We start from the raw sequence: 12,723 nt of genomic DNA, 5'->3' as shown, positions 1-12,723 counted from the left end.
TACTCAGAATTAGTAGTATGACCTTTCAACAATGTCACATTTACCATTAACTGTTCGTATATGGGCTGCAATTTGCCATCTTAACGCATTTATTTGGATACCTTTGTTGTTTTTCCAATACACATTGCATAATGCTTTACTTCAGCTTGCTCCACTTCCGCCAGGAGTCTCTATCTGTCTTGTGAGACCACACGCAATTTGTAATGCTGAAGTTAGGTTTATGCTTTTCGTCGTTATGTTAATTCAATTAACTTGTGTTTGTTGTCTTCCTTTTATTAGCGTGGCAATCACATTATTTTTATGGAAAATTAAGAAAAATACTGATTTTTTCATATATCAGCATGGTAAAGAAGCTCTAAATTTTCAACTAGAGTTAGCGTATATTATGATTATTTTGCATGTTATTGGTATATTAATATTGATGATGTTAAATTCATTAACAGCAGGAGGTTTACTGGTAATAATGATATTAGATATTTACGTATTTCCCATCTTAGTAATATTACAGTTATTAAAATCTGTTTTCTGCTCGTTTAAGGCACTGAAGGGAGGTTTCATTCGTTATAATGACATAATAAAATGAAAATAGTATATTAAATAGTAATTTGATTTTTTTGAGATTCTTATGAATGGGATAGATTGGTTAAGAACATTGCATACAAAGCAAATTCTTACAATTAAGAATGATTATTCTCAGTATTTTCTTTATTGTGGTTATGTTATCTATAACAATGGTGATTTTCCTCCAGACTCTGGAATTAGGATTACCTATGCAGAATTAAAACAGGTATTAAGTGAAAGACCTCACATACCAAATAAAGCTGAAACTAAGCGTATCAGACAGAAAGCAGCAAAGCAAAAAGTCAGATCATATCAATCTAGTAAGTAGGTGAACACAATTATTTAGCAGACACATTTTGACTCACTTCTCCTGCGGAGGTACTAATGCGAAGATACTCTCAGTAAACAAAGCTGCGAAGAAGAATGGGAGAGTGAGTTGAAAACTTGATTGCTATTAATTATTTTTTTTGAGATTTTTATGAACGGAATAGATTGGTTAAGAACATTGCATACAAAAGAACTTCTCGGTGTCAGAAATAATTGCTATGAGGTTTTCCGCTATCCAGATGATTATGTGATCTATAACAACGGGGACTTTCCTCCAGGTTCTGGAATTAAAATTACCTATGCAGAGTTAAAACAGGTATTAAGTGAAAGACCTCACGTACCAAATAAAGCCGAAACTAAACGTATCAGACAGAAAGCAGCAAAGCAAAAAGTCAGGTCATATCAATCTAGTAAATTCTGATATCAAACAATAACCGCCAATACTCACGAATCAACACAAATAATCTTCTTTAACTATCAGCATTCATCCGCGTTTATCGGCGGTTAAAAATTTAATTAACAGTAGACTTAGCAATTACTCCCAACTGCAACCCTGGCGGATAACTACCTTCTTCTTTAATCCGCTTAATTTCCACATCGGTGAATGGAATACTTAACTTTTGTGCAACTGCACTCACAATATCACCCCGGTCAATTACGCCAGCTACCGCACCAGCCGGAGAAAGTACAGTAATGCGTGGTAACTGTTCATTTTCTAGTTTGTTAATTACTTCTGCGATCGCAGTTGATTCGGTGACTGTTGGTATTTCTGTGAGAGGATGAACGATAGTTTGCAGAGTGCGAGTTTCCCATTCACTTCTTTCGACTAAGCGCAAGTCCTCAATCGCCACCAGACCGCGATAACGACCATCCGACGCAGCAAAATAAACTTGTGGTGCAGCACTTTCTAATAAATATGCGTCAGCAAAGGCGCGTAAACTCTGTTCAGCATCAACTACGCGAAAGTCCCGCGTCATCGCACTACTAGCTACCATCTTCAACAAAGTTTCTTGTAAGGTAGTCACACGGTCGTAGGTGTTGGCGTTACGAATCCCAAACCAACCAATCAGCGCAATCCACAAACCGAGTGCTAATTCTCTTGTAAAGAAATCTACCGCAAATCCTAATGCGATCGCTGCATAACCCAAAATTTGCCCTGATCTTGCGGCCCAGTGTACTGCTTGAAAGCGATCGCCTGTAACTTTCCACAGTGCTGCTTTTAACACCTGACCACCATCCAACGGTAAGCCTGGAATCAAGTTAAATAAGGCGACAACCAAGTTAATTCTCGCCAAATCCCCCACCATCATACTCAGAGGACTAGTCTCAGGGATGAAAATTGCTACCAGCCGCAATAAGAAAAACAACCCCACACTGACCAAAGGCCCAGCTATCGCTACTTGAAAGGCCTTCCCAGGAGTTTTCGATTCTTCTTCAATTGCGGCAATTCCACCAAACAAAAATAGGGTGATGGAATTAACTTTAATACCTTGCGATCGCGCTGCCAAACTGTGACCTAATTCGTGTAACAATACCGAAGCAAATAGCAGCAATGCCATGACTATCCCCGCACTCCAGGCGATGACAGACCCCCATTCTTGGTAAGCCACACCAAAATTCAGGGTTGCTAGTCCTAAAATGACAAACCACAAAGGGTCTAAAAATAACGGGATGCCAAATAAAGTCCCAATTTTCCAATTTGTTTGCATTACATTGTCCTAAATCTACAATCATCAGCAGTTCACTTTAGTCACCCATAAGAAATTTCTCAACTTCTCTAGGTGGGAACATGGTTTTATTTACACTAAATAATCTATGTATTAGAAGTTACATTAAAACAGCGATCGCCCACCATTAATATTTTACAAACATATCGGCGATCGCTTCTTATAAATAGCAAAAGGTAAGATTATAAATCGTATAGATTTTTAAACCATGTAAAAAATATTTGCGCGTTTGGATGTTGAGGATTGAGAACTTTATATTTTATAGCTTGATGTAGTTGTCTACCTGGTTCTTCTTGCCATGCCAACCAAGTGTAAATTTTGGCTTTATCAATATAAGAATCTTTAAATGGCGCTCCTTTATTTTTTGCTTCTTGTGCTACTTTCTGAGCATATTGCCAAATAAATTCACTTTCATCTCTAATTAGGTAAGCTAAAAAAGTTTCTAACATACCACTTATTTGATTATCTGGCATAATCCAGATACCAAACTTAATTCTATTTTTTGTCATGTGTATAAGTCCTGTCTCTGGCAGTTCTTCAGGAATATCAGGTATACTCGGCAAACACGCACTTCTTATACTTTGCCAACGAGCAGATAAATTTTCATCTGCATCTATCATCACGCCTAAATGAGTGAGTCCTGATGCTTGTAATTCTGTAGATATAAGGTTTGAGTCTATATTGGGATAACCGTCACAATCTTTTATGAATACAATTTCTTCTCCTTTTTTACCCCAATAAATTCCATTTTTTTCTATCAATTCTGGAATAACTCGTTCGTCATCTTTTCCTTCAACTAATAATTTCTTAGGATTATATTTTTTAACCATGACTAACGAACCTCAATGTCTCTTTCAGCCGCAATGACAATTTGAGGTTCTGTGAAAACTACACTTGTGTTTTTACCTCGCTCAATTCTGTGGATTCTAATACCATCTTCAGTTGTATCTCCCTGTTCTGCAATACTAGCTAAACTAGTCCAACAATCGCTGTTATGAGTAGTGGCAAAAACTTGTACGTTTAATCTTTTGGCAGTATCCCAAATCATTTTCCACATATCAGACATGGCTGTAAAATGGAGTCCAGTATCAATCTCATCAACAAATAAGTATCCATCTTTAGCACATACTGTAGCTAGTGCAAGCCCTAATATTCGCCAAATACCATCACCCATACTCCCAATTGGTACACGTTGACCGCTATCAAGAAGTACGAAAAAACCACCCCGTGAATCTAAGGAATACCTTAATTTTTGAGAACTCACTGGAGCAATCCGTTTAATTTTAGAATCTATGCTACGAAGTGCCTGCTCTACAAGTTTTTCTTCTGGTGTTAGTACTATCTGATCAAATAGTTCAACCATTTTCTCAGTTCCTAGCGAAGATGATGTAACGAATTGTATTTTTGGTACTGGATTTTTACTGTCTCTACGCACTCGTCGAATATATTCTGAATGAAGTCCAGTATTAGCTGACAAAGGTAATTCCAAAGCCTCTTCTTCTCGTCCATAATTCCACTGAATACTGAAATAAAGTTTCCTTAAGACATCTGGAACTTCTTCTTCATAAAGAAACAGAGGTTCATGGGATGAGCTAAGTATCTCTTTTGAAGAAATTTTGCTTAGTTCTATTGATACAAAAAGCCCCTGTTGAATATTGCTATTAGTACCTGTGATTGAGAACTTACTCCCTTGTTCAATCTCATGACCATAAAAAAGGTGACGAATATCAAACTCTTGAGCTGGTTTAAGCTCATCATCAACACAATATTCACTCCGTTTCATCATTGTCTGACGTAACGGTTCAAGATTATTTCGAGAACATAAAAGTTGAATAGCTTCTAATATTGATGTTTTACCACTATTATTTTTACCAACAAGCAGATTAACTCTACCAAGCTGCTGAAGCTCAAAAGATTGGAAACTACGGAAATTTTCTAGTTTTATCGTTTTCAACATAATTTTGTTGCCGAAGACAAGCAAGAGTTCATCACTTGTCTTAGTATAAGCAGTCTTAACATTCCTCAATCTAGGAAAAGAAACAATCATTAAATTTTATGATATGGTCGCTTATCCTTCCGTATCCTTCAGCGTATGTGATAGCTGCTGTGTACCTTGCAAAGCATATACTTCCTATTTTAACCTGTAACGCATCGCCAAAGATTTGTGGTGCGTTAGGAATATTTTCCATAACGCACCTTAACATTATTTCTGCTCTGAGGGATTGATTTTAGCTAACGATTTACTACTTGTTACCTGACGAATTGGTAGTTCAACTACAAACTCTGAACCTTTGCCGAGTTCCGAGTGGCAATATATCTTACCTTTATGTTTATCTGTAACGATTTGATAACTGATAGAAAGTCCTAGTCCTGTACCTTTACCAACAACTTTAGTTGTAAAAAATGGGTCGAACAATCGCGCCAGAATATTTTCTTCTACACCAAATCCGTTGTCAGCAATCCGAATCGAAATCCAGTCTTTATTCATCAGAGAAGTAGAAATCCGAATTTCGCTAGGTTGCACTGCTAGTAATTCAGGAGTAGATTGGACATTTCGCTCTTCTAAAGCATCAATAGCATTAGAGAGCAAATTCATAAATACTTGGTTTAATTGACCAGGATAGCATTCGATTAAAGGCAAGGAATCATAGTCTTTGATGACATGAATAGTAGGACTATCACCGGAAGGCTTTAAGCGGTGTTGCAAAATCATCAATGTACTGTCAATACCTTCGTGAATATTTGCTACTTTAAAATCAGCTTCATCTAAGCGAGAAAAATTGCGTAATGAGGCGACAATTTCACAAATTCGTTCACTTCCTACTTGCATCGACTGAAATAATTTTGGTAAATCATCAAAGAGAAATTCGATTTCTGTGTTACTAAAAAACTCTCGAATTTCAGGGGCAGCATCGGGATGATGTTGGCGATAAAGTTTGACGCAACGGAGTAAATCTTGAGTATATTGGTGCGCGTGTTGCAAGTTGCCGTAAATAAAATTAATTGGGTTGTTAATTTCATGGGCAACCCCCGCTACTAATTGCCCCAAACTCGCCATTTTTTCGGCGTGAATAATTTGCATTTGGGCAGTACGTAACTCGTTCAATGCTTGGGCGAGTTGATTTGCTTCTTCACGGGTTTGACCGAGTAAACTAGATTGTTGGAATAAGTTGGCTTGACGCAAAGCAACGCTGATTTGAGCAGCTACTTGAGTAACAAATTCGAGTTCTTCTTCTTCCCAATGACGTGCATGGGTGCATTGGTGAATGCACAACAAACCCCAGAGTTCATCGCCTTCCATGAGAGGGACAACAATTTGGGCTTTGACTTGGAAGCGTTCAATGACATCTAGATGGGGGACTTTGGAACCAATGCTGTTGACATCAGAGATTACTTGCACTTGGCCTTGACGATATTGCGGTGCGAAATGGTCGCCAAAGCAATAGTCTTGCACTTTTACAGACAAGGCAGAATCGAATTTTGGTAGTACGTCTTCAGCGATAAATTCGCCACTACAAAAACCCACATTCGGATCAAAGCGAAATATCCCGACTCGATCTGCTATGAGCGATCGCCTGATTTCCTGTACTGTAGTCTTGAGGATGGTCTCTAAATCCAATGATTCTCGGATTTTAACCACCAAATCAAATAAAATTCGGCGCTGTTCGGCGGATTTGTGCAGTTCATCAGCGCGAGTCTGCACTTGAGCCATCACTTGAGAACTTTGCAGTGCTACTCCTAGTTGGCTGGCTACCTGTCCCAAAAATTCTACTTCTACAGTATCCCAAGAGCGTGGTGCAGAATGTTGATAAGCTGCCAATAAGCCCCACAAATTTCTGCCGACAAAAATCGGAGTCAATGCGTAGGCACGAATTTTAAATTGCTCTAAAATATCCAGGTGACAGCGAGTGTGTCCAGCTTGGTAGATATCGTTGACAGCAAAATGTTCGTTGTTGCGATAACGTCCACCTTTGGTTTCTTGTAAGTAAGTATCTTGCCAAACGAGATTTTTGCCAAAGGGGTTGATGCTATCCCACTGTGCCTCAACCATACCAAAATGACTCACAAATTCGCCACTCCAATCTTGATTAAAGCGATAAACGCCAACTCTCTCGACTCGCAACAGCTTACATACTTCTTGGCAAGTTGTTTTCAAAATCAAATCAATATCTAGAGAGGAGCGAATTTTACCGACGACTTCTGTGAGTGCGCGTTGACGAGCGATCGCTTCTTGTAAGGCGGTTGCTTGTTGTTTCGATTGGTTCAAATTCTCGGTTTGTTGGATTGCAACACCTAATTGCGCTCCTACTTGTCCCAAAAACTCAACTTCGTAATTTACCCATTGGCGTGGCCCAGAATGCTGATAGGCTGCAATTAGTCCCCAAAGTTTCGGCCCAGTAAAGATTGGTGCTAAGGCATAAGCGCGAATTTTAAATTGCTCTAAAATGTCAATGTGACAACGTGAGTGACCAGCTTGGTAAATATCGTTGACCACAAAACTTTCGTTGTTGCGGTAGCGTCCCCCTTTGGTTTCTTGCATGTGGGTATCTTCCCACACCAAATTTTTGCCAAATGGGCTGATTCGATCCCACTGCGCTTCTACCATCCCGAATTGGCTGACAAATTCACCACTCCAGTCGTCATTAAAGCGATAAATTGCTGCCCTCTCTAGCTTGAGGAGTTTGCAGAGTTCTTGACAAGCAGTGTTGAGGATAATTTCGGTATTGACTGATGAGCGAATATTACCAACTACTTCTGTTAAAGCCCGTTGTCTGGCGATCGCATCTTGCAGTTCGGCGGTGCGTTGTTTGGTTTGCTCAATCATTTCGGCTTGCTGCATTGCTATCCCTAAATGACTGGCGGCTTGCGCTAAAAATTTAACTTCGTGGTTTTCCCATTGCCGAGCAGTCGAATGTTGATAAGCTGCCATTAAACCCCATAATTTAGCGCCCACAAAAATAGGTGCGATCGCATACGCCCGAATCTGAAACTGTTCTAAGACTTCAATATGGCAACGGGAGTGACCTGCATCGTAAATGTCAGCCACAGCAAACGGCTCATTTGTGCGATATCTTCCGCCCTGGGTTTCTTGTAAATGAGAATCTTGCCACACCAAGTCTTGACCAAAAGCAATCAGGGTATTCCAAGGCGGTTCAGCAAAGCCCAAACGATTAATAAAACTACCACTCCAGTCAGAATTGAACTGGTAAATTGCTACACGCTCAATTTTTAACTGCCGACAAATGTCTTGACAGGAAGTTGAACACAAAGATTCTAACGGTACTGATCCCCGAATTTTCGCTAAAATCCTCGCTAGGATTTTTTGATACTGCACATCAAGCTGTAATTGCTTTTGACATTCTTGTAAAGATGTTGTCGCATCATAATAGTTTGTTGTCATAAACTGTTGAAAACTTAAACACTTATTTACAGTGTTCCCGGTTTTAGTTTTTGACTCACAGATAGCAACAACAAGCTGTAGGAATCTGGGTTAATTTCGGAATTGACTTGTATAGTAAGGGAGTTGGGAGTAGGGAGTAGTAAAAAACCTTGTTGCAGTGTACATTCTTGATTTTTATGCAAGTTTCAATTTTTAAGTGGATTCGCTACTAGTTAATTCTTTCTGCTCATAGTAACGACAACCTTGACAGGGGCCACAGGGGTTAACAGCACAACGAATATAACCAGAACGGGCGTTAAATTTGCAACTAATGTCACCAATTAAATAGCCTACTCCTTCTAAGTAGTAGCGATCGCCCTCCATTCGTTGGATGTTGTGTCTACCCCTTGTCCCGGCAAAATTCATGGCTGCTTGTCTCAGCTGCGCCCTTGTTCTTAAATGGGTTTTCCTAATTAACCACAAAGAAAACAGGGACGGTAAAAAACCAACGATAATTACCAAAAGTGTCTTTATATTTAACACCTTCTTTTACCCCTTTTATGCGCTGATTGATTGATCGTCCCAGATATGACATTCTAGTGGTTGCCAGAATGCAACTAGGGCGTGGCATCTGGCAAAAACTACCAGTGCCACTTCAATCAGCATAACCGCTACAACCGATTGGGTGAACCACGGTTAATTTTTTATAACTTTAAGATTTGTTGATTAGCGCCCCCAAGGAAAAAGTTTTTGGTTCAATATCCGCTTTTTGTTGGTTTTTGTGGTGTCTTTGTGCGGCTAATCTGCGGTTTTTATTGTGCTGTCTCAGTTTTTGTGCGAGTGAGGCGGCTTCTCTTTCCGCACGGAATAAATCAACTTTTCTTGTTGTCAGAATTAAAGAATCATCTGACTTTTGTTTTACCCAAGGAATACTGACTGTAAAGTATTTAAAAACGTTTTTACGAGATTTACCATTTCCTGACCAATAATTTCTTTGACTGTTGATTGTAGCAGCGATCGCTTTTAATTCTAGAATCTCAGTTTCTAACTCTGCGGCCATTTGATTGATAGTTTGGGCTTGGGCTACTAAACGCTCCCAACCACTGATGATTTTTTCTTCTTGCGGTTGTAAGGGTGCGATCGCAGGCTGTGATGCGGGAGGTAAGATGGAACTTTTGTAACTATGTGCAATTTTTTTCATAGTTCCTCTGCTAATGCTACTGAGCTTGTTAGGCATTGTAGCAGCATTTTAATACAAATGTACTAATTAAGGAAATCCCACAAAGATACGATCATGAGTGTACTCCACCGAGAAACGCTGTATGTCTAGTCCACTAACTGAAAAAATTCTGTCTCAACTTCCGGGTGATGTCTTGCGTGGGTTACGTCGTACTGATGACATCCTGACAGCCATTCGAGAAAATACCGCACCCATACCAACGGTAGTTAAGGAAAATCAAGAAGATTTAGCTCATCTGGAGTGGGATGTAATTATTTGTGGTGGAACTTTAGGCATTTTAATTGGTTGTGCTTTAGCAGTTAGAGGATTGCGTGTAGCGTTAATGGAGCGTGGAATATTAAAAGGCAGAGAACAAGAATGGAATATTTCGCGCCAAGAATTAGAGGTATTTTTACAATTAAACTTGTTAACAAAAGCAGAATTAGAAAGTGCGATCGCCACTCAATATAATCCAGCTAGAGTTAGCTTTTATGGTGGTGTAGAAGTTTGGGTAGAAAACGTCCTCAATATTGGCGTAGATCCTGTTTATTTACTCGCTACATTAAAAAATAAATTTCTGGCGGCTGGTGGAAAATTATTAGAAAATACACCCTTTACTGAAGTTATCGTTCATCCCAATGGTGTGATTGTTAATCAGCAATTTGCTGCTAAATTACTCATCGATGCAATGGGACACCTTTCACCCATTACCAAACAAGCACGCCAAGGCAAAAAACCTGATGCTTTATGTTTAGTTGTGGGAAGTTGCGCTCAAGGTTTTCCGGAAAATCCATCAGGCGATTTGTTGTTATCCTTTACATCCTTGCAGAATCAGTGCCAATACTTCTGGGAAGCTTTTCCCGCTAAAGACGGCAGAACCACCTACTTATTTACCTACATGGATGCCCATCCACAACGCTTGAGTTTAGAAACTTTATTTGAAGAATATCTGCGCCTACTGCCCACATATCAAGGCGTAGAATTGTCAGATTTAAAATTTCAACGGGCGTTATTTGGTTTTTTCCCGACTTACCGCGATAGCCCACTCAAAACTCCTTGGAATCGGATTTTACCAGCCGGAGATAGCAGTGGTAGTCAATCGCCGTTAAGTTTTGGTGGTTTTGGTGCAATGGTGCGTCACCTCAAACGTTTAACTTTTGGGATTGAAGCAGCATTACAAACAAACCAATTATCTGCACCAGCATTGTCACTACTGCAACCATATCAACCAAATTTGAGCGTGACTTGGTTATTTCAAAAAGCTATGAGTGTGGGTGTAAATCAAAATATTCCCCCAGAGCAAATTAATCAATTGCTGGCGGCGGTATTTGAAGAAATGCAAAAGCTCGGTAATCCAGTCCTCAAGCCATTTTTGCAAGATGTGGTGCAGTTTTCGGCATTGACACAAACATTAATTAAAACTGGGTTATCTCATCCACAATTAATTGCCAAGATAATTCCCCAAGTTGGTTTAGTTAACTTACTTGATTGGTTGGTGCATTATGGAAATTTAGGTGTTTACACTGCCTTATTTAATCTGAGTCCAATGTTAGAAACATGGATTAAGAGCCTACCACATCCACAACAATATTACTGGCATCGCTTAATAGATGCTTGGAAGTATGGTTCTGGTGCTGATTACTGCGATGAAAGTTAAATAGTATGTTTGTGAGGATGACATAATGGAACGGAAAGCTGGCAGTATTAAATACTTTGCGGTGTTAATTGGTTTACTGCGCGATCGCCAAGGTTTTTTAGAAGAAGTCCGGCAAGGAATTAGAATCCCTAGTAAGATAATTTCTTTGCTGGTTTGTAGTTCTATTTTTATTGCCATCTACGGGGGAATTATTGGCTCTTCTCATAGTTGGATGCAGGCTATTTCTTCGGCGGTAAAACTACCAGCACTGTATTTAATTACTTTACTAATTTGTCTGCCCACACTGTTTTTCTCTAATATTATCTTTGGTTCCAAGCGGACTTTTGGGCAGCATTTTATTTTAGTCCTTACGGCAGTTTCCGTTACTAGTGTGCTGCTATTTAGTTTTGCACCTATAACTCTCTTTTTCTTGCTCACCACCAATAACTATCAATTTATCCTGGTATTAAATGTATTAATCTTTGCCATCACCGGATTTATTGGGATTTCCGCTTTATATCAAGCAGCGAATACAGTTATTGAACAAGAGGATGATGGTAGTAAAACTCGCAAGCGAATTTTACAATCTTGGTTGTTTCTTTATGCCTTTGTTGGTAGCCAATTAGGTTGGACTCTCAGACCTTTCTTTGGTTCCCCAATGCACCCCTTTCAGCTGTTCCGCGAAAGAGAAGGTAATTTTTATTTGGGTGTAATGAAAGCTATTGGTTATCTTTTGGGATTAAATTAATAGTTTACAGGATTTACGCACAAAGATTTTCTGTGGAGACTGGGTGTAAGGGTGCTGACAGGTGTAGGTTTTTTACGTTCTGCCCCAAAAATCTTGATTTAGGGTGTAGGGGTGTAAGGGTGTGAGGGTGATGAAACTCTGATTAAATCATGATTTTTAGAGTCGCTACTCATCACTCTGTTAAAAACCTACACTTGTGAGGTGTAAGGGTGTGGGGGTGAAGGGGTTTTAGATACATACACCCCTTCACCCTATCTCCAACACTTAATTTTTCGTTATATTTTTATTCTGCACTAGCGATCGCACTTTGGCATTCTTCCACAGAAGCACGTTGTTGCATAGCTTGGACTAAAGCTTGATAACTTGACCAATTTTCTTCTAACAGAGTTTTTGCTTGTAAAACATGAAACCGTTGTTTTTGCTGAAAGGCTGACTCAGAAAAACCCACAACTTTTAAGACTTCCGCCAACTTTGCTTTATCATCACCGCCACCTTCAGCACGTTCAAATACCAAAGCTTCCGCCGCAATACCAGCCATCCACATTGTGCAGTAACGGTCTAGCATTTGGGCGCTAATGGTACCTTTTTCTAATTGTGCAGCTAACTCAGCATCACTAAAAGCCACACCGCCTTGTCCTGGTTGTCCTTTTCGCCAAGCTTCCCAGGCGCTGAGGGTGTAGCCAGTGACGGGAATACCCAGCACCGAAGCTACCAAAAAATGTCCCGCTTCATGGTGGATAATGCGATCGCGGTGTTCACTCGAAAATCCCGCAATCCAATCTAGCAAGATAGTTCCACCCTTACCTTGCAAGCTAAAACTGTCTAAAGTAGCGATTCCCAAAATGGTGAACGTGGCGAGTGCTGGTACTGTCGGCGATAAGTTAATTAATGGCCCCAGCAATACCGAAAAAGTCATCAGAAAGACTGATATGGCTACTAAATTGAGGGCTGTTTGGCTCATTGTCAGTTTTTTAACTCAGGCTTAATCTTTCTTAATTATGGGGCGATCGCTCCATTTTTGAGTAGGATTTCTGATAGTCTGCATAGATATAGGAATACGGTTTGATTCCTGAATCTATTTGTTTACCCAGGGAGTAGGGAATGGGGAGTAGGGAGTAGGAAAGA

The 12,723-nt window shown here is 39.7% G+C and carries 12 protein-coding genes; 5 read left to right on the top strand and 7 right to left on the bottom strand.

The features are described from left to right. Positions 1-31: 31 nt before the first annotated feature. The 3 genes from H6G79_RS13420 to H6G79_RS13410 all read left to right on the top strand — a co-directional run bounded on the left by H6G79_RS13420 (position 32) and on the right by H6G79_RS13410 (position 1,309). The gene (locus H6G79_RS13420; protein WP_190589397.1) at positions 32-583 is read left to right on the top strand and encodes a DUF4870 domain-containing protein; all 552 of its coding nucleotides are present in this window, start codon (positions 32-34) and stop codon (positions 581-583) included. A gap of 42 nt (positions 584-625) precedes the next feature. Further along, positions 626-889, top strand: coding sequence for a hypothetical protein (locus H6G79_RS13415; RefSeq protein WP_190589396.1), 264 nt, complete (start codon positions 626-628; stop codon positions 887-889). A gap of 150 nt (positions 890-1,039) precedes the next feature. Next, positions 1,040-1,309: a hypothetical protein gene (locus H6G79_RS13410; RefSeq protein ID WP_190589395.1), complete on the top strand. Its 270-nt coding sequence runs from the start codon at positions 1,040-1,042 to the stop codon at positions 1,307-1,309. A 91-nt stretch (positions 1,310-1,400) separates the two neighbouring features. Here the strand turns inward: H6G79_RS13410 and H6G79_RS13405 are convergent, their stop codons facing one another. The 6 genes from H6G79_RS13405 to H6G79_RS13380 all read right to left on the bottom strand — a co-directional run bounded on the left by H6G79_RS13405 (position 1,401) and on the right by H6G79_RS13380 (position 9,196). After that, positions 1,401-2,597 (bottom strand): site-2 protease family protein, encoded by a 1,197-nt coding sequence (locus tag H6G79_RS13405; RefSeq protein WP_190589394.1) that lies wholly within the window; start codon positions 2,595-2,597, stop codon positions 1,401-1,403. Positions 2,598-2,797: 200 nt separating this feature from the next. Beyond that, on the bottom strand, positions 2,798-3,445 hold the full coding sequence (locus tag H6G79_RS13400; protein WP_190589393.1) for a DUF3226 domain-containing protein: 648 nt from the start codon (positions 3,443-3,445) through the stop codon (positions 2,798-2,800). A gap of 2 nt (positions 3,446-3,447) precedes the next feature. Beyond that, complete coding sequence (locus H6G79_RS13395) at positions 3,448-4,662, bottom strand: ATP/GTP-binding protein (RefSeq protein ID WP_242048332.1); 1,215 nt, start codon at positions 4,660-4,662, stop codon at positions 3,448-3,450. Between the two features lie 156 nt (positions 4,663-4,818). Further along, complete coding sequence (locus H6G79_RS13390) at positions 4,819-8,016, bottom strand: GAF domain-containing protein (RefSeq protein ID WP_190589392.1); 3,198 nt, start codon at positions 8,014-8,016, stop codon at positions 4,819-4,821. A 192-nt stretch (positions 8,017-8,208) separates the two neighbouring features. Then, positions 8,209-8,538 carry a DUF6464 family protein gene (locus H6G79_RS13385; protein WP_190589391.1) on the bottom strand — a complete coding sequence of 110 codons (330 nt, stop codon included), beginning with the start codon at positions 8,536-8,538 and terminating at the stop codon, positions 8,209-8,211. 169 nt (positions 8,539-8,707) lie between these two features. Continuing rightward, positions 8,708-9,196 (bottom strand): hypothetical protein, encoded by a 489-nt coding sequence (locus H6G79_RS13380; RefSeq protein ID WP_242048331.1) that lies wholly within the window; start codon positions 9,194-9,196, stop codon positions 8,708-8,710. 121 nt (positions 9,197-9,317) lie between these two features. Here H6G79_RS13380 and H6G79_RS13375 point away from each other — a divergent pair, with 121 nt between their 5' ends. After that, positions 9,318-10,871: an NAD(P)/FAD-dependent oxidoreductase gene (locus H6G79_RS13375; protein WP_190589389.1), complete on the top strand. Its 1,554-nt coding sequence runs from the start codon at positions 9,318-9,320 to the stop codon at positions 10,869-10,871. A gap of 22 nt (positions 10,872-10,893) precedes the next feature. After that, on the top strand, positions 10,894-11,598 hold the full coding sequence (locus H6G79_RS13370; protein WP_190589511.1) for an actin-binding WH2 domain-containing protein: 705 nt from the start codon (positions 10,894-10,896) through the stop codon (positions 11,596-11,598). Between the two features lie 283 nt (positions 11,599-11,881). On the opposite strand, the gene H6G79_RS13365 is transcribed toward H6G79_RS13370, so the two are convergent. Then, positions 11,882-12,559: an ATP-dependent Zn protease gene (locus tag H6G79_RS13365; protein ID WP_190589388.1), complete on the bottom strand. Its 678-nt coding sequence runs from the start codon at positions 12,557-12,559 to the stop codon at positions 11,882-11,884. Positions 12,560-12,723: the final 164 nt, after the last annotated feature.

This window comes from Anabaena sp. FACHB-83 (assembly GCF_014697485.1).
GTDB lineage: Bacteria > Cyanobacteriota > Cyanobacteriia > Cyanobacteriales > Nostocaceae > Nostoc_B.
Note: the sequence above shows the minus strand (reverse complement) of the source record. Positions and strands in the feature narration are given on the sequence as shown.

Coding starts and splice junctions, on each gene's coding strand:
- H6G79_RS13380 (WP_242048331.1), bottom strand. CDS start 9,196: ATGAAAAAAATTGCACATAGTTACAAAAGTTCCATCTTACCTCCCGCA.
- H6G79_RS13365 (WP_190589388.1), bottom strand. CDS start 12,559: ATGAGCCAAACAGCCCTCAATTTAGTAGCCATATCAGTCTTTCTGATG.
- H6G79_RS13400 (WP_190589393.1), bottom strand. CDS start 3,445: ATGGTTAAAAAATATAATCCTAAGAAATTATTAGTTGAAGGAAAAGAT.
- H6G79_RS13420 (WP_190589397.1), top strand. CDS start 32: ATGTCACATTTACCATTAACTGTTCGTATATGGGCTGCAATTTGCCAT.
- H6G79_RS13375 (WP_190589389.1), top strand. CDS start 9,318: ATGTCTAGTCCACTAACTGAAAAAATTCTGTCTCAACTTCCGGGTGAT.
- H6G79_RS13405 (WP_190589394.1), bottom strand. CDS start 2,597: ATGCAAACAAATTGGAAAATTGGGACTTTATTTGGCATCCCGTTATTT.
- H6G79_RS13390 (WP_190589392.1), bottom strand. CDS start 8,016: ATGACAACAAACTATTATGATGCGACAACATCTTTACAAGAATGTCAA.
- H6G79_RS13410 (WP_190589395.1), top strand. CDS start 1,040: ATGAACGGAATAGATTGGTTAAGAACATTGCATACAAAAGAACTTCTC.
- H6G79_RS13415 (WP_190589396.1), top strand. CDS start 626: ATGAATGGGATAGATTGGTTAAGAACATTGCATACAAAGCAAATTCTT.
- H6G79_RS13395 (WP_242048332.1), bottom strand. CDS start 4,662: ATGATTGTTTCTTTTCCTAGATTGAGGAATGTTAAGACTGCTTATACT.